Annotated in this window: 16 protein-coding genes and 1 tRNA gene; 8 read left to right on the forward strand and 9 right to left on the reverse strand. The window is 32.3% G+C overall.

What is annotated here, in order from left to right:
* Positions 1-1,117: 1,117 nt before the first annotated feature.
* Positions 1,118-2,212: a hypothetical protein gene (locus C3729_RS07560; protein ID WP_104793586.1), complete on the reverse strand. Its 1,095-nt coding sequence runs from the start codon at positions 2,210-2,212 to the stop codon at positions 1,118-1,120.
* A gap of 1 nt (position 2,213) precedes the next feature.
* Positions 2,214-3,029: an RNA polymerase sigma factor gene (locus C3729_RS07565; RefSeq protein ID WP_104793587.1), complete on the reverse strand. Its 816-nt coding sequence runs from the start codon at positions 3,027-3,029 to the stop codon at positions 2,214-2,216.
* A gap of 369 nt (positions 3,030-3,398) precedes the next feature.
* Here C3729_RS07565 and C3729_RS07570 point away from each other — a divergent pair, with 369 nt between their 5' ends.
* On the forward strand, positions 3,399-3,632 hold the full coding sequence (locus C3729_RS07570; protein WP_104793634.1) for a helix-turn-helix domain-containing protein: 234 nt from the start codon (positions 3,399-3,401) through the stop codon (positions 3,630-3,632).
* 65 nt (positions 3,633-3,697) lie between these two features.
* Here C3729_RS07570 and C3729_RS07575 read toward each other — a convergent pair whose 3' ends face one another.
* The 3 genes from C3729_RS07575 to C3729_RS07585 all read right to left on the reverse strand — a co-directional run bounded on the left by C3729_RS07575 (position 3,698) and on the right by C3729_RS07585 (position 6,685).
* Entirely contained in the window at positions 3,698-4,657 is a 960-nt protein-coding gene (locus C3729_RS07575; protein WP_104793588.1) for a hypothetical protein, read from the reverse strand.
* A gap of 1 nt (position 4,658) precedes the next feature.
* Positions 4,659-5,294, reverse strand: coding sequence for a TauD/TfdA family dioxygenase (locus tag C3729_RS07580; protein ID WP_104793589.1), 636 nt, complete (start codon positions 5,292-5,294; stop codon positions 4,659-4,661).
* A 278-nt stretch (positions 5,295-5,572) separates the two neighbouring features.
* Entirely contained in the window at positions 5,573-6,685 is a 1,113-nt protein-coding gene (locus C3729_RS07585; RefSeq protein WP_104793590.1) for a hypothetical protein, read from the reverse strand.
* A gap of 861 nt (positions 6,686-7,546) precedes the next feature.
* Here C3729_RS07585 and C3729_RS07590 point away from each other — a divergent pair.
* The 3 genes from C3729_RS07590 to C3729_RS07600 are packed head-to-tail and all read left to right on the forward strand — an operon-like array spanning position 7,547 to position 10,600.
* Entirely contained in the window at positions 7,547-8,590 is a 1,044-nt protein-coding gene (locus tag C3729_RS07590) for an SIR2 family protein (RefSeq protein WP_104793591.1), read from the forward strand.
* Positions 8,587-10,338: an ATP-binding protein gene (locus C3729_RS07595; RefSeq protein ID WP_104793592.1), complete on the forward strand. Its 1,752-nt coding sequence runs from the start codon at positions 8,587-8,589 to the stop codon at positions 10,336-10,338. Before C3729_RS07590 ends, C3729_RS07595 begins: the two co-directional genes overlap by 4 nt.
* 13 nt (positions 10,339-10,351) lie before the next feature.
* Positions 10,352-10,600 (forward strand): KTSC domain-containing protein, encoded by a 249-nt coding sequence (locus C3729_RS07600; RefSeq protein WP_104793593.1) that lies wholly within the window; start codon positions 10,352-10,354, stop codon positions 10,598-10,600.
* Positions 10,601-10,941: 341 nt separating this feature from the next.
* On the opposite strand, the gene C3729_RS07605 is transcribed toward C3729_RS07600, so the two are convergent.
* The 3 genes from C3729_RS07605 to C3729_RS07615 form a co-directional block, all read right to left on the reverse strand.
* On the reverse strand, positions 10,942-12,156 hold the full coding sequence (locus C3729_RS07605) for a hypothetical protein (RefSeq protein WP_104793594.1): 1,215 nt from the start codon (positions 12,154-12,156) through the stop codon (positions 10,942-10,944).
* A 431-nt stretch (positions 12,157-12,587) separates the two neighbouring features.
* Positions 12,588-13,238 carry a hypothetical protein gene (locus C3729_RS07610; RefSeq protein ID WP_104793595.1) on the reverse strand — a complete coding sequence of 217 codons (651 nt, stop codon included), beginning with the start codon at positions 13,236-13,238 and terminating at the stop codon, positions 12,588-12,590.
* A gap of 466 nt (positions 13,239-13,704) precedes the next feature.
* On the reverse strand, positions 13,705-14,085 hold the full coding sequence (locus C3729_RS07615; protein ID WP_104793596.1) for a DUF3995 domain-containing protein: 381 nt from the start codon (positions 14,083-14,085) through the stop codon (positions 13,705-13,707).
* A 2,326-nt stretch (positions 14,086-16,411) separates the two neighbouring features.
* Here C3729_RS07615 and C3729_RS07620 point away from each other — a divergent pair.
* From C3729_RS07620 to C3729_RS07630, 3 genes are all read left to right on the forward strand, one after another.
* Positions 16,412-18,547 carry a TonB-dependent siderophore receptor gene (locus C3729_RS07620; RefSeq protein WP_104793597.1) on the forward strand — a complete coding sequence of 712 codons (2,136 nt, stop codon included), beginning with the start codon at positions 16,412-16,414 and terminating at the stop codon, positions 18,545-18,547.
* A gap of 78 nt (positions 18,548-18,625) precedes the next feature.
* Complete coding sequence (locus C3729_RS07625; protein ID WP_104793598.1) at positions 18,626-19,837, forward strand: PepSY-associated TM helix domain-containing protein; 1,212 nt, start codon at positions 18,626-18,628, stop codon at positions 19,835-19,837.
* 931 nt (positions 19,838-20,768) lie between these two features.
* Entirely contained in the window at positions 20,769-21,782 is a 1,014-nt protein-coding gene (locus tag C3729_RS07630) for a M28 family metallopeptidase (RefSeq protein ID WP_104793599.1), read from the forward strand.
* A gap of 45 nt (positions 21,783-21,827) precedes the next feature.
* On the opposite strand, the gene C3729_RS07635 is transcribed toward C3729_RS07630, so the two are convergent.
* Positions 21,828-21,899, reverse strand: a tRNA-Arg gene (locus C3729_RS07635).
* A 314-nt stretch (positions 21,900-22,213) separates the two neighbouring features.
* On the opposite strand from C3729_RS07635, the gene C3729_RS07640 reads away from it, so the two are divergent.
* Complete coding sequence (locus tag C3729_RS07640; protein ID WP_104793600.1) at positions 22,214-22,927, forward strand: 3-ketoacyl-ACP reductase; 714 nt, start codon at positions 22,214-22,216, stop codon at positions 22,925-22,927.
* Positions 22,928-22,962 lie beyond the last annotated feature (35 nt).

Genomic DNA, 22,962 nt, shown 5'->3' on the forward strand with positions numbered 1-22,962 from the left:
GAATAGGAATAGAATTTTAATTGTTTTCATTATTGTTAATTTAATGTGGTTTATTATTACTTAAAAAAAGGTGTAAAATTTTTGATTAGACAAAGAAGTTTCGTGAACTGCTAAAAAAAATACCAGAGCAGAAGTATTCTAAAAAAATATTGCTTACAAATGATTGTAATGAAAAAAGTTATAACTGTTTTTTAAAATGTAAAATACTGTTATTCAATAATTATACTACTAACAAAAATAACTATAAAAGAATAATTTTGACAATACCTATTTGTAGGTATTATTTAATTTCAATTTGAAAATGGTTTATATCCGTTCACATACCAACATAATTTTGCACACTTTGTCTTCTCCCTCATCCCACACCCCTCATAATTCATCCCTCATCCCTCATCCCTCGTCACATCATCACATCATCACATCACCACATCACCACATCACCACATCATCACATCACCACATCATCACATCATCACATCACCACATCATCCCTAATCCCTAATCACATCATCACATCATCACATCACCACATCATCACATCACCACATCATCCCTCATCCTTCATCCTTCATCCCTCATCCCTCATAATTTATAACTCACAACTCCTCAACTTTACAACTTTACGATTTCACCTCGCCGCCCCGCACCCCGCACCCCGCACTCATACCTCATAACTCATACCTCATACCTCACAACTTACGTCTTCACGACTCATTAAATATTTAAGATATTGAAAGAGCATAAAATCTTCTGTTTATTACAAATCGAGTTGAATTTGACGTCCTAGGAAACCGAAAGCGTTAAGAAAATGAATAGCCTTTTCGTTAAAAAAAGTCTGCTGTTTAAGCTCGGCATTCTGCCGAGTGAGTTTCAGAGTTTTTAGAAAAGGATATACATTTTTAGCTGAGGATTTCCAGACTTGAATTTTTGGTTCTTTTGGTTCAAGCCAAAAGAACATACAATAAAAAACTACAGCACAAATTCTTTCGAGTAATCTTTATGATCCCCAAGTATTATAAAAAAAGAACCCACGCCGTTGTATATACCCTCAAGTATTTAGTGAGTGTTCAAGACCTCACCTTACGGGTGTACAAGCACCCTCGTTGTATTTTTTCTACTATCCAATAATCAATTCAATACCCACTTTTTCAGCTTTGTATTTTATCATAGACTGCAATTCATAGTAACTCCAATTGCGAAGCACAAATTCCTGTTCTTGGGCTATGCCAATCTTGTCTTCCTGATTTTTAAGGATCAGCGTGCCTGCCTGTTGCTGAATACAAAAATCAATAAGCAGTCTGCTGTAGACATGAAGTCGATGGTTAACAAACCGACTTTCCAAATGCTCTCGATTAAAAAGAGCCTTTTGCTTGCGTTTAGCTCCTTTTCCAGAACGGGAAGAAGCAATGCCCGCTTGAAGCCTTTTTTGACTAGCCTGTATAGCCAACCTGCGGTAGAGAAACTCCTCCTTACTGCCTATAGTGATGCGCACATTATTGGCTTTTGCTACAATAGGATGTTCTAGAGACAAAAAAGCTTCAGCTATAATTTCAGGTTTCAAAGAATGTTCCTCTTTTTCAAATTCAAATACCGCAAGCCAATACATTTTTTTGTCTTTCAATTGTATCTGCGAGGTACACAGTTTTATTTCACCCTTTAAAAGCCTTTCCATAATCAATCGCTTATCTGTATAGTCTTTTCCCAGATACGTTTTCATAGGAATGGCAAATGCATTAAAACAAAACGCTTTCTTTTCATGGTCATATCTCATTTTGCTGATGCATTTCACAGGAAGTGGAATAGGGATGTCTTTTCTATAATTCCTCAAAGATTTCAATCCCTGCCAATAATGAGCTTTCTCTTTAGAAAAAACAGACTGAATGCTATTGTTCAAGCTTCCCAAAATATCAGTCGGAATTTCCCCTTTGAATTTGTCAAAAACCATGCGTGCCGTAGTGTTGGTTTTAGAACGGTTAAAGAGTCCCTTTTCATCCTTGTTTGCATCCGCCAACTTATATTGAATCTCTTCCGTGAAATAAAAGAAATCCTTCATCATTTCCTGAACATAAAGATGAGAAACAATAAAATTTGCAGCCCTATAACATCGGTTCTGATAGCGGTAGAGCTTGTCCCACATCTCATTTCTCACATCGCTGGGAACATCCAGAACCAACTGAATTCTTCGGGTTAGCGTAAGGGTAGATTTTTCCATGTTAAAGAGGCATTACACTGTTGTTCTGATGTTGTAGATATTGATAAGCACACAGAAATTCACGGTGCACTTCCTTTTCAGACAGTTGAAGCTCTTGGGCGATTACCGAGAAAGAAGTTTTTTGCTCAAATCTTCTTTTCAAAATTTCAAGTTGCTGAGGACTAATTTTATCCCTTGGCTGTTCCTGCGCAGATACCTTTTCCTTAGGCGGTTCAAATCCACTGCCTTTAATAATCTTTCTAAGGTCTTGGATGGCGTTGTTCACCTCATTGCTAATTTGGGTTACACTGCTTCCCATAGCCTCGGCGATGGGTTTATACTGAAAGCCATATTCCAAACAGAGTTCTAAGAGGTGTTTTCTTTTAGAATCTAGAACGTTCAATACCTTCTTCACTTCATCCAGTCTTTTTTGTTCCGCTTCTTGTTGATGGAGATGCTCTTTATCGTGTGCAGGGTCGTAACCAGCCAGATAATCCTGATAGTTCTCGTAGCGTTCTAAGGAGTTGATAAGCTTTGCGAATTTATTTCTGGGAGACTTGTAATAGGAGAGGCACTCTCTTTTCAAAACAAAACGTAGAAAACCCAAAATATGACCCGGACTTTCTATGGCATCACGGTGCAACCAAAGTTTAAGAAAAACATCCTGCACTAGCGTTTCCACCACAAAATCATCCTCTAGCATTTGTTTCCCATGCCAGAAGAGAAGTCTTTGGTAGCGAGCATATATAGGAGCTAAAGAATGGGGATCGCCTTTTTTCAGCAGTGAATAAAGCTGGTGGTCGTTCAGGGTTCGGGGCAAAGAATTTGTTCTTTTCATAAGCAGTGTGTTTTAGGGGGAAGAAACTGCTTCGATCATAAAGATGAATTCTTGGCACTTTCATACACACTTGCTACATCTTGCCCAATAGAAAAGGCGTGGAACTCAACTTACCGACCGGTGGTACTGGCATACCAAGCAACGATAAGCGAGCCCACGCCAAGGTCGTGGGCACATTTACTTATCCTCTCGTTGCTTTTTTGAAAAGTGCCAGTTTTCCAGTCGAGAATCTAAGCAATAGCTTCTATATTTCTTTAAACTATCGCAAAATTACATATATACATTGTAATTTTTACAAATATAAACAAAATAATTCAATTACGGTCGTTCGACCGTAATTTTTTAATGATAAAATATTTCTTTTGTTATGTGATTGACATAAACGAGAAAATCTGTAATTATATAACCAAAAATTGGTTAATTCCTTGGCTTAAAGAAAATAAGTCTCAGAACTCTTTTGCTAAAAATCATGATATTGAAGAAAGTACTGTAAGAAAAATTAAAAGTGATACTACTTACAGAATTCCTGTTGAAACACTTTATAAAATCTGTAAGGCGAGAAAAATTACTCTTGAACAATTTTTTAAACTCATAAATGAATAAAACACCAACGAGAGTTAGTGTTTTTTATTTTTTAAATAGAGTATGTTAGCTGTAGTTACAATTTTCTATTCATTATTATACTCATCATAAATCGGATTTTGTTCTAAGTATAATGCTTCAATTGAATCGTAATCATCAGGATGGATAAGCTCAAAATATGCTTCAGGGCTATAAATTCTTCTTCTTGTAAAATAATTCGCCAGGTCTGCTGCAGCTAAAGAACTGTAACCATTTAATTTTAAATCACAAGCTTTGCAAACAAATTTTGTAGGTAACATACTTTGACGCACTACAATTTCACCATCTATTGTTTGAACATTCTCTTTTCCATAAGGTTCTCCAGAAATTGTTGCTTTACATCCACAAGCGGGACATTCCACACGATGATGTCCAGAAATAACTAAAGCATTGCTATGTTTCTCTGCTTCTATTTTTTTAGCTTCTTTTTCTTCTTCTGATTTTTCTTCAAATACTTTTGTATGTGCTGCAATTGAGGATTTAGTTTGATTTATTGTTTCTTTTTCCGCTTCTTCAATTATCAATTCTGCTTCTTGTTTAATTTCATCTTCAAATAGTGAATCTAAACTTTCACCTTGTGCTTCACAAAGTATTTTACAGCTTTTGAAAAATCCTGCAATCCAATATTGTGTTGGATATTCGCCAAAAGCATTTCCTCCCGTATGTAATTCCTCATTTCGCTGATTAATTATTGCTGAACATGTTTTAAATTCACTATCAGTAAACTCTTTAATTAATGTTTGACATAAACTTAAAACCTGTGCAGTTCCGATAGATATTTTTCTGCTTTTTGGAGAGCCAAGACTCAATGCATGTAATAGATTTTGATGATCTCGATGTGGTTCTGCCAATAAAGTTGGAGATACATTTGAAACAGCAGATCTAAGCAATAATTCTAATCCCATTGCACACCATAATCCAAAAAAGGGTTCTTCACGGTCTTGTTCAAAAGCTTTTTCAAAATATAATGAAGCTTTTGCAAATAAAGGTTCTCTATCCCAACTCATATTAATTAATGTAAATTCTTTTAAGTTTTCTATTTATTGAACTGTTGACTGCATTTCTACTATGCAAAAATTTCCAATTATCTACAATGACTAATTTCCCTTTAGTCCAATTAATTTCTATTGGAGTTAAGTCTATAAATATTTTTTTTAATACTACATCAATGCGTTTTGCAGATTTGTTTAATGGCTTCATACAACATTCATCATATCTAATGATGAACTCACTTTGGAAAGGTTTATATAATAGACTTAAAAAGTTATTATTTGGTGTCTGCACACCATAAATTGCTTTGAAAATATCTTTTTTATATGTTTCATCTAAATTATCAAGAACAGATGAAAAATTTAATAAAAGAGTGGGACAGTCATTTGTTTCTTCGGAAAAAAGAGCCATATACTTAACTGGGTTATTTAAAAAAGCTGTGTCAGTATGAAATGGGAATTTATTCAATCCGAAATTTTTGCTAAAAGATAGGCTTTTTGCATCTTTTGATTCTTTAGGAGTCAGTATATCAATTAAATTTCCATTTGGATGTGGTATAATCTTTCCAAAATTTTCACATATTTCAATTAATTGCTTTTCAGAATTAATATCTTGAAACTCAATCCAACCTTTATTTTGAAGCGTGCTTTTCATTTGTAATTACAGCTAACGGTTTAGTGGCTTTGCGAAGTTCCCTTTCAGGAAGATATTCTTCCAAAGAAAGGGTATTTTGCAAAAACCTATATGCAAATTGCATAACTCAAATATACAAAAACTTGTATAAAAGTTATACTTTACCCAATAGTAAATACGCTAAGTATTAATTAAAAAATAAACCTCTTTAAAATTGCTTTAAAAGAGGTTGCTTTTTATGTTTATGTTTTAAAAAAAAGAGTTGTGCAACGATTACCCACGTTGTGAATAGGCTTTGATTATATTATTTTTTTTATATACTCTGAAGTCCCATATTCAAATTCTGAAACTTCTCTTCCAAAAAATTGTTTAAAGCCTTTAATTAAACTATTATAAACTTCAGGATTGTTCGGATTTTTCCAATTCACTACTTCAATCTCTGTATCATTGTCGACCATTCTAGATAATAGCTGTCTCATTTCAAAGTCAGCTTGGGGAAGAGAATAACCTATGAAAACAATTTTCTTAGCTTCAGAAAGTTCAATGCCTGCATTTTGCCAAATAATTTTATATTGTGGATTTGATAGATCTTTTAAAAACGTAGGCATAATTAGATTAGCATTCAAATTGTGAGAACTAAGCTTTCCAAAATTATTATTGCAATGTGTACAAGATGGTTTCTCAATATCTGAAAAAGGATTCATTGCTATTTTTTGATTAAATTTAACATAGATCCTATGGCATCTTGGGCATTGAAGCCAATTTAAAGAACCGTGAAGTTTTAGTAATTTAACATTAAATCCTCCTTTTCCTAAAATTTCAAGTCCTGGTTTTACAGTCTCATCATTTTTATCATATGAACTAATATAACAGCAGTAGTCCACAACACCTAATTCATTTGTTTTTTTGATTGCGTTGTAAATTGAATTATCCAATAATATATCCCAATTTGTACTAATAACAGAAACTAAATCTTTTTCTTTATAGTTATTTTTTGCCCTTTTTTTAGACTCATTTACGAGGTAAGTACCAAAATCATCAATATATTTTTTAGGTGAATTTTCTAAAATATGCTGTAACGCTTTTCCAATAAGTTCGAAAATTAAATTTCTTTTTTCTTTAAGTTGATTAACAGATAAATCTCTAAAAGACATATTGTTAATAATACAACTATCTAAAGGTGTAAAAATATCTTCAAGAGGTATTGTCGATTGTAATTCTTCTGGAATTCCCAATGTTTTTGATAAAAATTCTTTAAAATCTTCAATTTTTAGATTTGTGAAAATATTAGAATTCTCATTATGAATTCTAAAAATTTCACTTACCAATTTTTCTTGAGTTGGAGCTTGAGCTTCTACTGAAAAGCCAGCCCCCAATATGTAAACAATTTTATTCTTTAATTTTTTTGCCATATTTTAATTAAGTTTGTGTAAAAACGGTTCGGCGGCTTTACGAAGTTTCCTTTCAGGAAGCTATGCTTCCATAGAAAGGGTATTTTTCAAAACCGCGTGATGTGTTAAGTCCACAAAGCTAGAGTACATCTGCGGATGTAATCCACTTACCCATTGCCGTAAAATTTTATTGTAAATGTGTTATAGATTTTAAGTTTTGCTTATTAGTTTTTACAAATTTAATAAAACAATGGATTATAAAATAATGTTTTCTGTTTTTTTAAATAGTTATTCTGTATTAAAAGAGAACTTTAATTTCTTTTATTAAAATGTTGTCAAAAGAAAGGAAATTAGAAATTTTTGAAGTAACAATTGATATAGTTAAGATGTAGTTTATTTATTAAATTGTATAGTTCTTTTAGGACTATGAATCGTCGGGAGTTCCTACAGCAAAAGTTTGTTTTGGTATTTTTCATTAAATATTCTGATGGTAAGAAATGGTTTAGTTTTTTTTCTGCATTATATAGTGATACTACAATTTTACATTGCTTATCATTTTTCATTACGTTTACAAATTTAACTTTCTTATCATTCCGCAATTAATTATTGAAAAGTTTATTTTATTTAAAAAATCTAAATTCTTTTTGTAGAGATTATTGCTGCATGACAATCGTAACGCTTGATTGTAGTTCAGTAAATTAAAACACAATCTATTGTATTTTAATCTTGTTTTTTCTTAACTTAGTTCTTTTGAAAAGGCAATGACATTATTTGATTTACATTGAACTTTTAGTTCAATTTTCACTATATTTCAGTCAATACTTTTTCTAGAATTTTAGTAAAAGACTAAAGCTACAAATAAAACTAACCAATTATGAAAACATGGATAATCTAAAAGAAATACTTGCGACTCCTAAACAGGTGGGCCTTCTATTGGGAGCTGGAGTATCTAAAGCATGTGGCCTTCCAAATATTGAAGATATAACAAAAAAAGTAAAAGCTGGTATTACCAACGCAAAATTCAATGAACTAATTGACGCTACTGATACAGTAGAAAATATTTTAAACAAAACTCAACAACTTAAAGTGTTGCTTAATTCAGGAAAAGTTATAAACACACTCAAAGAGCAACATATAATTGATATTGAAAAAGAAATCAAAAAGACGATTTTCAAAGAACTTTCAATTGAAATAAATACTGATAATTTCAATAAACTTGTTGTATGGTTGAATTTTATCAATAAAGACTATGAAAAAGAAATATTTACACTCAACTACGATTTATTAGTTGAACAAGCTTTGGAAAAAGTAAGTCTACCTTATTTTAGTGGATTTATAGGAAATGTAAAACCATTCTTTATAACTGACTCAGTTGATGATTTTCAAGGTTTATATGTAAAACAAAGTTGGGTGAAACTATGGAAATTACATGGTTCTTTGAATTTCGTAAAAGGAGTTGACGATAGAATCTATATTGATAATGATAAGAATACAGCTTCAGAAAATCTTTTAATATATCCTTCAATGGACAAGTATTTATCTTCTAGGAGAGCTCCCTATATTTCATATTTAGATAGATTTCGAAAATACCTTATTGACAAAGAAAAGATTCTATTTGTGTTAGGATACTCATTTGGTGATGATCATATTAATGAAGTTATTGTGAATGGTCTTAATAATAATCATCGCTTATCGATAATTGCTTTTGCTTTTGATGAGGAAACCTATAAAAAAGGCATCACATTGCTTGGTGATTATCCTAACTTTTCAATCTACACTGATAAGAAAAAATTTTCTAATCGAAGAGACGGTTCATTTGATAGTTCTTCAAATATTGGTGATTTCAAAAATTTTGTCACATTGATTGATGAGATAACGTTTTCTAAACTAACGGTTACTGACCCAAAAACTACTCAAACTCCATGATAAAAGAAAATAGTGGTAAAATAGGACAGGTAATTGAAGTTAATACCGAAAGAGTTATTGTTGAGATTAGCAATGAACTAGATAATTATAACATTATCCATAATGGTACATTATATCGTATTGGTCAGGTTGGTAGTTTCGTAAAAATTATCAATGGGCTCTCATGTGTTTATTGTGTTGTTGAATCGTTTTCCACTTACATGCAAACAGGTGATATCGCTATCAATAAAAAAGTACTTAACGTTTCATTGCTTGGATATAAAAATATAAAAGGAGAATTTGAAAGTGGAGCAAAGATTACTCCTAGTATAGCAGATTCCGTTTTTCTGATTGATGAAGATGACATTAATATAATATTCAAATCAGATGTAAAGTTTCCTATTGAGGTTGGCCGAAATTACTATTCTAATATACTTCCAGTATATTTAAATTTAAATGAATTTGTTCTAAAACATTCTTTGATAGTTGGTAGTACTGGTAGTGGAAAATCAAACACTGTAGCATATTTACTAAACAATATAACAACAGGATATAAAAGTTCAAGAATTATAATAATTGATATTCATGGTGAATACATGAAATATCTTGGAGAGAATGCAAATGAGTTTTCCATTTATGATCCAACAAAGAAATTAGTAATTCCATATTGGATGCTTGATTTTGATACACTATGTAAATTGTTTGGATTAGGAACGAACTCTTCTGTTACTGATTTATTTCGTGACAGAATTCTGCAAATGAAGAAAGAGTTCGTGTATAAAGCTGCTGAATTAAAGGATAAAATAAAATCTACAGACATAAATATCAATTCACCAATTCCATTCGATATAAAAAAGATTTGGTTTGAATTCTACAATAGAGGATATGGAACTTTTGACAAGGTTACTAGGGAATACGGAGATTTTGTATATGCAAATGATGAACACAGAAATCCTTTAGTTGGTGATGCGGATAAAATGATTAAACCTCAGTTTGAGCCTTATTCAATGGGAATGAATCGACCATTCAAGTCAAATGAAGTTCAATATAAGAGTGTCGCTGATAATATAGAAAATAAAATCTGTAATGAGGACTTGAAATTTATATTCGGAGATGATGAGTATATAAAAGGCGATAAAAATATTGCTGAACTGATTGCTTCTTGGATTGAAAATGACAAACAGATAAGCGTATTAAATCTGAGTGGTATTCCATATAATATTCTGGATGTTGTTATTGGGGTACTTTCAAATTTATTGTTTGACACTATTTATTATACATTAAAAATTGATGAAAAAAGATATGAGGGCCGCCCGCTATTAATATGCTATGAAGAAGCACATCGATATTTAAATGCTGGGACTCAAAATAGTTTTTCACAAAATGCAGTTGAGCGAATAATGAAAGAGGGAAGAAAATTTGGAATAGGTGCAATGATAATTTCTCAAAGACCAGTAGAAATACCTAACACTATTATATCTCAGGTAAGTACTTTTATAGCTTTACGATTGACTAATAGTGAAGACCAATCAAGGATTATAAGTTTTGCGCCAAATAATTTCTCTATGTTTCTAAAATCATTACCCTCTTTAGGCAATGGCGATGCATTTGTAATAGGTGAATCAATGAAAATTCCGATGAAGGTAAAGATTCCATTACTAGATACTGTAAAGAATGTGAACTTTGTAGCCAAAATTGGTGCTTGGCAGCAAGATAAACCAAAGGATTTAAATTATAATGATACAATAATACGTTGGATGCAAAAATAAAAAGGAGGTAATTATGGATTTAGAATGGCAAGAAATAGGTTGGGATTCTAACAATATTGAAAGAATCGCACATGATGGTCAAAAACTGTATGTTGAGTTTAAGGCTGGATCAGGTTATTATTATGAATATGTTTCATATGAAATATTTGTTCGAATAATGAATAAGGAAGTCATAAGTAAAAGCGAAGGTAAGCCATCTTATGGTGCGACATTAGATGCATTAGTAAAGAAAGGTGGCTACAAAGGTATTCAATATAAATAATGAATATAACTCAAAATTAAAAAAGGTTCCCCCGCTACTATACGAATCCTTTCGTGTGGTTTTCCTACGAAGTTGTAGAGTAGCTAAATGCTTGCTCTTTATTAGTGAAAACATACATTTTAGCCTAAGTTATTTTTCTAGAACAAGGGGAAGAACTTTGCTTTTGTAAAGTTAGTCTTTCAAAACTTTAAACTGCCACTGTAAGTACACTAAGTTTTAGCATTTTGAATCTTAACTAAAAAACAAACCTATCTAGAATTGCTTCTAAAGAGGTCATGTTTTATATTTTTTAATGATTATTTTCTAAAAAAAAGGAGTTGTTTAACAGCTACCAGCGGTTTTTATTTTCTGTTAATTAAGGCTTCATAAATAACATATCTCAAAAATTCAGATGCTTCAATATCTTCATTTGCTAAAACTTGAATATTATTAAAAAGGTTCAATAAATCAATTATGTTTTTTGTAGTAGTTTTAGTTAGTTCATTTAAAATTGAAGTTCTAAACTTTTTAACATCTTCATTTTTTGTATTATCAATTTTTCGTAAAACAAGAAATTTAATTTGTTCAGTATTTTTTATATTTTTTATCGTTTGGATGTCTTTATATAATTCATTATGAATTTTTTCAACATTTTCAAAATCTAGTAAGCTTTTCAAACCATTTTCCGGTTTCTGATTATGTTTTATTGTTAAAATTTTTGATTTTACATCTTTAGGATTAATGTAGATTTCTTTTTCTTTTTTATCTCTATCATAAGAAATTGTACAAACACCTGAAAACCGTAAAGCTTCTCTTTTAATCTCATCATTTGATATTTCAACAATATTTTTAACAAACCCAACGCCTTCAAGTTTTTTATCGCTAGTTGTGTCGAAAAACATTCTAATATTTGATTCATTATATTCACATAATTTTAAATTATATGCAACACCAGATGATTTTATTTCTTTATATAGTGTTAAAAGAGCAATTACTACAGCAATAGAATTATTATAATCAAAATAATTATCGGTTGAAACTATTGCTCGTAGATAATATTTATTATCAGGTTTGTAATGAATAAGTCTATATTTTCTATCTTTTATTTTCTCATTTTTTAATAACTCAAGATTTGTTTCCAAAATTTTCTTTAAGCCTTTATCAACAAGTTTTTTTGCATATCTATCCATACTATACAAGTTTCCAAAAAAATCGCGTTGAGCAGAATATTTTGGATATGTTATGAGAAAATTGTTGCCTCCAAAATTTTCTGGATTTGGAATGTTATTAAAATTAATAGTAAAGGTATTTTCAAAATAAAAGGTAATGTTTTCAAGATTAGAAACTAAATCTTTTTTAATGTAGCTTTTGTTTTGAATTATTTGAGAATTTACTAGTGTTTTAGCACCTACGATTGGAATAAATTCATTTTGTTCAAATTCTGAGCTTAAAATTTCTTTTACTTTCTTTGCTGTTTCATCGGTTGAAGTTAGTAATTTGAATAAATCTGAAATTAATACTCCATTATCAGTTTCCTGAATGTCTAATTTAAGAATTGATTTTTTCTTGGTTTCCATTAGTTTAGTTTTAATTTTACTAAGATACTAGTTTTCAACTAATCTTATGTGAAATTTCATACAAAGCCACATGAAGTGATAAGTCTTCGAAGCGAAAAGTCACATCTGCCGATGTAATCCACTTATCAATTGCCGAAAATTTTATTGTAAATGTATTATAGATTTTAAGTTTTTGTTGATTAGTTTTATACAAAGTTAATAAAATCAATGAATTATAAAATACAGTTTTCCATTTTTTATTAAAAATTTATAGGGTAAACTTTGCTCATTAGAGATTTCCAAGGATTTCATTAAACACTTCTCTTCTAGGATAAATAGACCTAAATTAAATAAGTGTCAGCGCTTAGTAAAGAATAAAAGAAACTAAATTTTATTTGTTGTCATAGAATATATTTACAGTTCTTTTTTTTTCTTCCATCATTTGTATCAAGTTATGTGTTTTGCATTGTATAGCACATTGTCTTTGTTGTCGGTTCAATGAAAATGTATAAATTTCCGTCACACCAAAAATTTAGTTTCTCGAAGTATTGAGCCATTCCGTCTGTCGGAACAACATTACTAAATGTTGATTTAATGTCACTAAAACTTCCTAATTGACATAAGAATTTCATTGACTTTCCACTTTTCGGACATTTTGGGATTTCAGCATCTTGTAGCCATTCTGGTTGTCCACAAATTCCTATACTTTCAAATTCGTCAATTTCTTCTTTTTCCTCCAAGCTTACTTTAACTCCTTCCCAAATAACTTTTGAGTCTTTATTAATTTCGTCAAATGCGCTTGTTGACGAAGCTGTGTCTGTCGGTTCAATAATTGTCGGACTATTTGGATTTGAATAATCTAGAAATACAAAATATTCGTCCGTGTAAATTGGATGAATTAAATTTACTTTGAAAGGTAACCAAGAAAAAAGTGGGTCAGAATTGTCAATTAAACCTAAGTAATGAAATCCTCCTAAAAATTCATTTTTTGGAATAGTAAAATCTTGTGGAATTTCTCCGCCTATTTGATGTTTACCATTTTCGTCTCTAATTATTTCGAATTGCATTTTTTTTATCTTAAAAAGTTTGTCAAATATTCCCATCTGTTTTTGGTGTCTCGTTTATAGAATGACTGCTAACGGCGGTTCGGCGGCTTTGCGGTGTTTCCTTTCGGAAAGCTTTGCTTCCAAAGAAAAGGTATTTTGCAAAATCGTATGATATGCAAAGTCCACATATCCCGTGCCGTAAAATTTTATTGTAAATGTATTATAGATTTTAAGTTTCTGTTGATTAGTTTTATACAAATTTAATAAAATCAATAAATTATAAAATACAGTGTTATGTTTTTTTATTAAAAATTTATAGGGTAAACTTTGCTTTTATGAAAAACAGTCTTTCAAAGCATCAACAACTCAATTTTAAGCACCCCAAATTTTAGAATTTTGACCGTTAACTAAAAAACAAACCTCTCTAAAATTGCTTCTAAAGAGGTCAAAATTTTATGTTTTTGAAAACTATTTTCTAAAAATGGGAGTTGTGCAACAGTTGCTCATGTGTTAGCAGAAGTTTTTATCTGTTCAGTTCTAAAATTACTGTCAATATTCCAATTGTTAAGCATAGTGGAGAATAATATTTTGTGTCGTTCAGTCCAAATTTTGTCGTTTTGTATTTCTTGAAAAAGCCAACATAGTTAAAATCGCCAATAGATCGCAAAATAAAAATACTTGCTATAACCCAAAGCCCATATTTATGAACTATGTCAAGCCATTTTGGTATAACAAAGTCGAAATCTACCGAGCAAAGAAATACTAAAACAGCAAATCCAAATAAACCCAAGGCTACAATAAATGTTGTAAATGCTTCTGGCATCATCACCTTTATATTGACATTTTTGGTTGGGATTACTGCTCCGTTTCCCCATTTTCCTCCGAAGCCCCCGATGTCGCGGATTTGTAATCCGTGACTATTACTTTGTTATTACTTAAATATAATGAAAAATAATTTTCCACCTTGGTGACTGAGTGTCGTCGAAGTCAGGGTTGGGGAAAAGAAAATTATTTCCACCTCGTTAACTAATCAAACACCAAAAGTCTGCGAACGAAGTTCACGAATCCAAAATACATAGAGTCAGTTCCCCTCTTACAGAGGGGTGGCATTCCGAGCATCGGAATGACGGGGTGTTTTTATTCAAAAAAGTAATTTCATACATAAAGAAACCCAATTTGATATGGAGACAGCGATTAATCTAATAGAGCTGTTTTTAATCCGTGACCTTCATCACCTTCTAACTCATACCTCATACCTCATGCCTCACAACTCATCAACTTCACGAATTTACCTCGCACCTCGTATCTCGCACCCCAGATGTCTGGGATTTGTAACCCCGATGTCGCGGATTTGTAATCCGTGACTATTACTTTGTTATTACTTAAATATAATGAAAAATAATTTTCCACCTTGGTGACTGAGTGTCGTCGAAGTCAGGGTCGGGGAAAAGAAAATTATTTCCAAACAAAAAACTTCATAAAAAAAACATTTTAAAACACAAGCTTCAACAATTCGCTAGCGAATTCCCACTTTCCTTACTTAAAAAAAAGTAATTCAAGAATAAAAAATCTTTACGTTTCAAAAATAATTCTCCCATTGAAACAGATTTCTAATCATGATTAAAATATATAACCCTGTCATTCTGAACGTAGCGTAGCATAGTGAAGAATCTCTTCAAATAGCAAAATATTTCAACCTCACGTCTTCACAACTCATCAACTTCACGACTTTACCCCGCACCTCGCACCCCGCACTCCGCACCCCGCATCTCTCATCCTTCATCCTTCATCCTTCATCCGTCACCACATCGCTTCATAGCGAATGAATTTCGCCAACTTAGCTCACTTAAAAAAGCAATTCAAGAAAAAAAATCTTTGCGTATAAAAATATACCCTAGAAGCCCCATCTCAAAAAGCACTTCACCCTATAGACCCCTGAAATTGTAAAACGCTCTTGTATCTCGCCATGCGCTAATGAAATGAATGTAAGAAGTAAGGAATAATTATGAGTTGTACCACTTTAATATATACTTATAGTATAGTTGTAGTATAGTTAATATATAGATAATATATATTATATTTCTATAAAAGTAATAAATGAAGAGCATTATAAGGGAAGTATTCCAGATGATTCAGATTTCTAATGCGTGTATACAAAACAGAACCCTGTCATTCTGAACGAAGCGTAGCATAGTGAAGAATCTCTTCATAAAGCAAAATATTTCAACTTTACGACTTCACCCCGCACTCATACCTCATCCCTCATCCCTCATCCTTCATCCTTCACCACATCGCTTCAAAGCGAATGAATTTCGCCAACTTAGCTCACTTAAAAAGTAATTCAAGAATAAAAAATCTTTGCGTTTCAAAAATAATTTCGATTCCTAATCGTGAGCAAAAAACATAACCCTGTCATTCTGAACGAAGCACAGCGCAGTGAAGAATCTCTTCATAAAGCAAAATATTTCAACTTCACGACTCCACCCCGCACTCATCCCTCATCCTTCATCCTTCATCCTTCACCACATCGCTTCAAAGCGAATGAATTTCGCCAACTTAGCTCACTTAAAAAAGCAATTCAAGAAAAAAAATCTTTGCGATTCAAAACAATTCTCCCATTGAAACAGATTTCTAATAATGATTAAAATACATAACCCTGTCATTCTGAACGAAGCGTAGCATAGTGAAAAATCTCTTCATAAAGCAAAATATTTCAACTTTACGACTTAACAACTTCACAACTTTACAAATCATCAACTTTACGATTTCACAACTTCACAACTTCACAAATCCCGTTGACTAACCAAAGACCAAAAGTCTGCGAACGAAGTTCACGAATCCAAAATACATAGAGTCAGTTCCCCTCTTACAGAGGGGTGGCATTCAGAGCATCGGAATGACGGGGTGTTTTTATTGAAGAAAGTAATTTCATACATAAAGAAACCCAATTTGATATGGAGACAGAGATTAATCTAATATTGTGTTTTTAATCCGTAGCCTTCATCACCTTCTAATTCATAATTCATAATTCATACCTCATAACTCATACCTCATCCCTCATCCCTCATCCCTCATAACTCATCTCTCATAACTCATCTCTCATAACTCATAATTCACGACTTCACATCCTCATCATTTTTAAATTCATGATATATATCATAATGTTTATTTAGAATAAATATAAATAATGTATATATTTGCATTGTTATTTAAAATCGTTCTAAATAAGTATGAGAAAAATCGCTTTACCTATTGTCCTCTTCAGTTCATTTTCTCAGTTCTACGCACAAGTAGATACTACCAAAGTGGAAAATATTACTGAAGTAATCATCAATCACACGAAGAAATATAAAAATGAAAATGCTTTTTCAGTTTCTAAACTCAATTTAAAGGATATTGAAAATCCTCAAGTGTATAATAGTATTCCAAAGGCAATACTGAAAGACCAAGTTTCCACCAATTTTAAGAATGTATTAACCAATGCTACAGGGATTACAAGACTTTGGGAAAGTACTTCCAGAGGTGGAGACGGCGCAGAATATTACACAATGCGTGGTTTTTCTACTCAATCCAGATTGGTAAATGGTATGGCGAGCTTTAACAATGGTGGTCTCGACCCTGCTAATATCGAAAATATTGATGTTATCAAAGGTCCTTCGGGTACTTTGTACGGAGGAAATTTGGTTTCCTACGGCGGTTTGGTAAATATACAGACCAAAAAACCTTATGATAAATTGGGAGGCGAAATAAATTATGTTACAGGGACTAACGCCCTGAATAGAGTAACTATTGATGTAAATACTCCTGTCAAAAATGGGCTTTTTCTTCGCTTAAATTCTGCCTATCATACTGAAAATTCTTTTCAAGATGCAGGGTTTTATAAGTCTTTTTTTATTGCACCCTCTTTAAAATATGTGGTGAATGATAAATTGACTTTTTTGGTGAATACCGAATTTAAAAGCAATGAAACAGCCAATGCCCCAATGATTTTTTTGAGCAGATATGCTCCTTTATCGTTTAATTCCATAGATATTTTTGAAGCTAATTATAAAAAATCTTACACCAGTAATAATCTTACAACCAAAAATCCAACATTCAATTTGCAATCCCAAATGATATACAAATTATCAAATAAATGGACGTCTCAGACTCAATTTTCTAGCAGTTCAAGCAAAGCTATGGGGTATTACCAATATTTGTGGGATAGTGCGAATGGAGATGAATTTACAAGATTTATTTCTAAATCCAATAGTGAAACATTGGCAACCGGAATTCAACAGAATTTTATTGGCGATTTCAATGTTGGAAATATGAGAAATCGTCTGGTAGTAGGCTTGGATTATCTCAACACGAAGGTGGTAAACAACGATTCTGAATGGAGAGCATTTGGAACAGTTTCCTTAAAAAATCAAACTGATTCTTCCACGCTGACTTCGCAAGGGGCAGATGCAGCCCTTTTAGACGCAAAAGTTGTTCCTGCAACTGCAGAAATGAATATTAAGAGTGCCTATTTCTCAAATGTATTAAACATCTTACCAGAATTATCTGCAATGTTAAGTCTACGGGTGGATAATTTCAGCGGCAAACCTACTCAATGGTCCACTGAAGAAGTGAATGGCCAAACCACCTTTTCTCCAAAATTTGGTTTGGTATATCAACCGATTCTCAACAAACTATCTCTTTTTGCAAATTATATGAATGGATTCCAATATTTAACGCCACAAAAAGTAACCGATGCTAACGGAAATAACCCTACTATAAAAATATTTGATCCTGAAAGAGCTAATCAATGGGAAGTGGGGGCAAAAGCCAATCTTATTGACAATAAACTTTCTGTAACTGCAAGCTATTATGATATTAAAGTAGCGAACAAAATAATGGCAGACCCTAATAATATGAACAATTCCATACAAGGGGGTGAAGTGTTCAGTAAAGGATTTGAATTAAGTGCTGTCGGGAATCCAATAAAAGGGCTTAATATCATTGCAGGATTCAGTAAAAATAGGAGTGAACAGGTAAGCGGAGATTCCACTTACAACGGTTTACGTCCCGAAGAAGCTGGACCAGAAACTTTAATTAATTTTTGGGCAAACTATAAAATTCAACAGGGTAATTTTAGAAACTTTGTTGCAGGGTTCGGTTTTAATCACGCTTCAGAACATAAAACACTTAACAGAACAGGAATTGGAACTTTCGAGTTGCCTAGTTATACGATTGCCAACGCCATGATTGGCTATCATCCAGAAAAATATAGTGTTTCCTTAAAGCTCGATAATATTGGAAATACTAAATATTATTCGGGTTGGAGTACAGTTACCCCACAAAGGTTAAGAACGCTTTCTTTAGCTTTAGGATTTAATTTTTAAGTTTTTTTCAATTCACGTTTTAATGGTCACAAAAGTTGGCAGATTTCTTCTGCTAACTTTTGATTTTAATAAAAAGCAATGAATAATAGACACGAACATCGCCTAAAAAATAAAAAATCTCTTTTCAAAAAATGGATGGGTAAATTCCATCTATGGCTAGGACTTTCCACAGGTCTTATTGTATTTATCGTAAGCATAACTGGCGCTTTGTATGTTTTTAAAGAAGATATACAATATGCTCTAAGAAAAGATTTTATCTACCATTCAGAACAAAATATTGCTGGAAAATCAACTTTGCCTTTACGGGTTTTAGAACAAAAAATAAACGAACAAAATCCTGAAAAATATCCCTTGCATTGGGTAGAAATTCCCATTGATAAAAGTAAATCTTACAAGTTTTACTATTACGAAAGAAATCCTGATGCTTGGAATTATTTTGATGAATATCAAATTTATAAGACTGTTTATATTAATCCATTTACAGGGAAGATTCTTTCCGTTCAAGACGAGAAAAACGGATTTTTTAATATCGTTAAATTCATTCACTGGAGTTTTTTGCTTAATTCCGATTGGGGAAAATATGTGGTGGGAATTCCAGTTATCATTTTTGTTTTTATGCTAATTTCGGGTATCATTTTGTGGTGGCCAAGAAATAAAGCCGCCAGAAAACAACGCTTTTGGTTTCAGTGGAAAAATATTAAAAATTGGAAACGAAAGAATTACGATTTGCACAGTATTTTAGGCTTTTATGCATCTTTTATTGCTCTTATTGTGGCAATGACAGGCCTTTTTTATTCGTTCTTTTTTATACAAGCATTTTTTTATTTTATTTTTTCGGGAGGAAATACGGTATATCCTGATTTTTCACATATAAAAACGAAAGACCCGATCGAAATGAAAAGTGCACAGACTTTAGATAAAATTGCACTGCAGGTTGAAAAGCATTATCCCAATTATTCAGCATATACAATAGATTTAGGGCATCCGCATTTAGACGATCATGAACATGAAAATTTTACCGTTTATGTAAGAGGTTTAGAAGATAAATACTACATTTACAGCGAAATGATTTTTGATGAGAATTCTGGGAAACTTCTTCTGAACCGTCCTTATGAAAAGAGAAATTTTGGAGAAAAATATGTGGCGGCCAATTATGACATTCACGTAGGGGCAATTTTGGGAACTTTTGGAAAAATCTTGGCATTTATATCCAGTTTGATTTGTGCAAGTTTACCCATCACAGGATTTTTAGTTTGGTGGGGTAGGAAAAAGAAGGTAAAACCCATGTAACACTCTATCATAAAATCCAAATAAATAAAAATTATTTAAAACTTAAGTTTCAACAATTCACTAGAGAATTCTCACTTTGCTTACTTAAAAAAAGCAATTAAAGAAAAAAAAATCTTTGCGATTCAAAAAAAATCCCCCCCCCCCCCAATAATTAGATTCCTAATCGCGAGTAAAAAACACAACCCTGTCATTCTGAACGAAGCGTAGCGTAGTGAAGAATCTTTTCAAGAAGCAAAATATTTCAACTTCACGACTTTACCCCGCACTCATACCTCATAATTCATACCTCATAATTCATAATTCATAATTCATAACTCACGACTTCACGACTCATTAAATATTAAAGAGATTGAAAGGGCAGAAATTCTTCAGTTCATTAGAAATTGACTTGCGATTGATGTCCTAGGAAACCGCAAGCGTTAAAAAAATGTTTAGCTTTTTCGTTAAAAAAGTCTGCTGTTTAAGCTCGGCATTCTGCCGAGTGAGTTTCAGAGTTTTTAGAAAAGGCTAAACATTTTTAGCTGAGGATTTCCAGACTTGAAACCTAGCGAAGCGGTTCGCCGATTCCTTTGGAAATAATAAAAATGGTTGAGGCAACTTTTGGTTCTCTTGGTTCAAGCCAAACCTAACGGAGTGGTTCGACGAAGTCAAAAGAACATACAATAAAAAATCACGCATCCTCCTACACTTTACCAAAGAATCCCAACATAACTGCTATGTTATAGTATAGTTGTAGTATAGTTAAAGTATAGCAAAGATACTGATGAAGAATGTAAATCTTATATCTTCTTCATCTCATAAGAAGGGGAGAGTCTATTATCAAATCACTAAGAAATACAGAAAAACAAAGATTAATCTTAGCTTTTGTAAGGGATTTCGGTATTTATTTCCTAAAAAAAACTATTTTTACTTCATTAAAAATGATAAAAAAATGAAATTGACAAGAATTTTTGTTCCAATAGTAGCATCAGTGTTATTGTACAGTTGTGCTTCTAATAACCTATCCTACGAAGGAAAAGCTTTTAAAACCGCCTATGAATCCATTAAGGCAGATGAACTAAAGAAAAACCTTATGGTCATTGCTTCAGATGAGATGGAAGGCAGACAAACCGGCTCTGAAGGTCAAAAGAAAGCAGGCGTTTACATGATAGATTACTATAAAAACTTAGGCGTTTCTTATCCAAAAGCATTGGGGAGCTATTATCAAAAAGTACCTAAAGAAGCACTAAAAAGCAGAAGAGGAGAGCTTCCTGACTCAGAAAATATACTGGCATTTATAGAAGGAACAGAAAAACCAGAAGAAATCATCGTGATTTCTGCACATTATGACCACGTTGGAACCAATAATGGCGTAGTGTACAATGGTGCAGATGACGATGGAAGTGGAACAGTTGCGGTAATGGAAATCGCAGAAGCATTCCAACAAGCCAAGAAAGCAGGAAAAGGTCCGAAACGTTCCATTCTTTTCTTACATGTAACAGGAGAAGAGCACGGCTTATTGGGTTCTAAATATTATTCAGAGAATCCCGTATTTGATTTAAAGAACACCGTAGTAAATCTTAATATCGACATGATTGGCAGAAGCGATAAAGAAAACGAAGGCAAGAATTATGTCTACGTCATCGGTTCTGATATGCTTTCTACAGAACTGAAAAAAATAAATGTAGCAGCCAATAAAGCCACTCAAAATCTAGAACTCAATTATAAATATGATGATCCTAATGACCCAATGAGATTATATTACAGAAGTGACCATTATAACTTTGCAAAACACGGCATTCCTGTAGCGTTTTTCTTTGACGGAATTCACGAAGATTATCATCAACCAACAGATGATCCGGAGAAAATAGATTATCCATTACTTCAAAAAAGAGCACAATTGGTTTTTGCTACCGCTTGGGAATTAGCCAATCGCAAAGAGAGAATTGTGGTAGATAAAAAATAATTGAAATATTTTCAATTTTCAATTCTCCATTTTTAATTAAAAAAGTAGCCCCACCAAGAATCGAACTTGGATCTAAAGTTTAGGAAACTTCTATTCTATCCATTGAACTATGAGGCCAAAATTTATGAATTTAAAAATAAGAAAATATATTCAATAAAAACATTGATTTTTATCAATAGGAGCAGTTTCGCACTGACCATTCTAAGATAAATGCATGAAATAAACCTTTTAGAAATGCCAGATTTTTTATGGATAAAAATATACCTTTGAAATCAATGGTAAGAATAAAACCAAAAAACAAATCACCAAAATAAAAAACGACTACATAGTGAAAGATAAATTCACCCTTTTCTTTAGATTTTATTCATCATCAGAAATCATTGATGCAGTTTTATTTTCTTAATTTTGCAAACAGTATAAATATAAAAGTTATGAATTTAAAAGGTAAAAATGCACTCATCACAGGTGGTGGAAGAGGTCTTGGGAAAGCGGTTGCTATCGCTTTGGCAAATGAAGGCGTAAATGTAGGAATTACGGGTAGAAATGAAGAACATCTAAAGTCTACCGTTGCAGAATTGGAGAAATTGGGGGTAAAAGCAGTCTATTCTGTTTTTAATGTAGAAGAAATGGCTCAAGTAGAACAAGGCGTAGCTTCTATCGCTTCTCAACTGGGTGGAATAGACATTTTAATCAATAACGCTGGAGTAGGTGATTTTGGTAGTTTCGAAGATATGCCAGTAGAAACTTGGGAAAAAGTAATGAAGGTAAATCTTTTTGGCGTATATTACGTTGCAAAAGCAACTTTGCCTTATATCAAACAAAATAAAGAAGGAGATATTGTAAATGTAGCGTCAACTGCTGGATTAAAAGGCGGTCCGAATATGTCAGCGTACTGTGCTTCTAAAGCTGCGGTAATTTCGCTTTCTCAATCATTGATGGCTGAACTTAGAAAATTCAATATTCGTGTAATAACCTTAACACCAAGTACCATTGCTACTGATATGAGTATAGAAGGTAAACTTACTGATGGAAACCCAGAAAAAGTGCTTCAACCAGAAGATTTCGCAGAATGGGTGAGAGATATTTTGAAAATGAACAGAAGAGCCATGATTGCTAATGCTTCTATTTTCTCTACCAATCCATAAGAATTGCATCTACAATATTTAAAAAATCCATCGCT

It is taken from the genome of Cloacibacterium normanense, from assembly GCF_002943105.1.
In the GTDB taxonomy this organism is placed as follows: Bacteria; Bacteroidota; Bacteroidia; order Flavobacteriales; family Weeksellaceae; genus Cloacibacterium.

What these genes read in the sequence shown, in the direction of transcription:
- C3729_RS07560 (WP_104793586.1), bottom strand. Translation starts at nt 2,212, where the DNA reads ATGGAAAAATCTACCCTTACGCTAACCCGAAGAATTCAGTTGGTTCTG.
- C3729_RS07565 (WP_104793587.1), bottom strand. Translation starts at nt 3,029, where the DNA reads ATGAAAAGAACAAATTCTTTGCCCCGAACCCTGAACGACCACCAGCTT.
- C3729_RS07575 (WP_104793588.1), bottom strand. Translation starts at nt 4,657, where the DNA reads ATGAGTTGGGATAGAGAACCTTTATTTGCAAAAGCTTCATTATATTTT.
- C3729_RS07580 (WP_104793589.1), bottom strand. Translation starts at nt 5,294, where the DNA reads ATGAAAAGCACGCTTCAAAATAAAGGTTGGATTGAGTTTCAAGATATT.
- C3729_RS07585 (WP_104793590.1), bottom strand. Translation starts at nt 6,685, where the DNA reads ATGGCAAAAAAATTAAAGAATAAAATTGTTTACATATTGGGGGCTGGC.
- C3729_RS07590 (WP_104793591.1), top strand. Translation starts at nt 7,547, where the DNA reads ATGGATAATCTAAAAGAAATACTTGCGACTCCTAAACAGGTGGGCCTT.
- C3729_RS07595 (WP_104793592.1), top strand. Translation starts at nt 8,587, where the DNA reads ATGATAAAAGAAAATAGTGGTAAAATAGGACAGGTAATTGAAGTTAAT.
- C3729_RS07600 (WP_104793593.1), top strand. Translation starts at nt 10,352, where the DNA reads ATGGATTTAGAATGGCAAGAAATAGGTTGGGATTCTAACAATATTGAA.
- C3729_RS07605 (WP_104793594.1), bottom strand. Translation starts at nt 12,156, where the DNA reads ATGGAAACCAAGAAAAAATCAATTCTTAAATTAGACATTCAGGAAACT.
- C3729_RS07610 (WP_104793595.1), bottom strand. Translation starts at nt 13,238, where the DNA reads ATGGGAATATTTGACAAACTTTTTAAGATAAAAAAAATGCAATTCGAA.
- C3729_RS07620 (WP_104793597.1), top strand. Translation starts at nt 16,412, where the DNA reads ATGAGAAAAATCGCTTTACCTATTGTCCTCTTCAGTTCATTTTCTCAG.
- C3729_RS07625 (WP_104793598.1), top strand. Translation starts at nt 18,626, where the DNA reads ATGAATAATAGACACGAACATCGCCTAAAAAATAAAAAATCTCTTTTC.
- C3729_RS07630 (WP_104793599.1), top strand. Translation starts at nt 20,769, where the DNA reads ATGAAATTGACAAGAATTTTTGTTCCAATAGTAGCATCAGTGTTATTG.
- C3729_RS07640 (WP_104793600.1), top strand. Translation starts at nt 22,214, where the DNA reads ATGAATTTAAAAGGTAAAAATGCACTCATCACAGGTGGTGGAAGAGGT.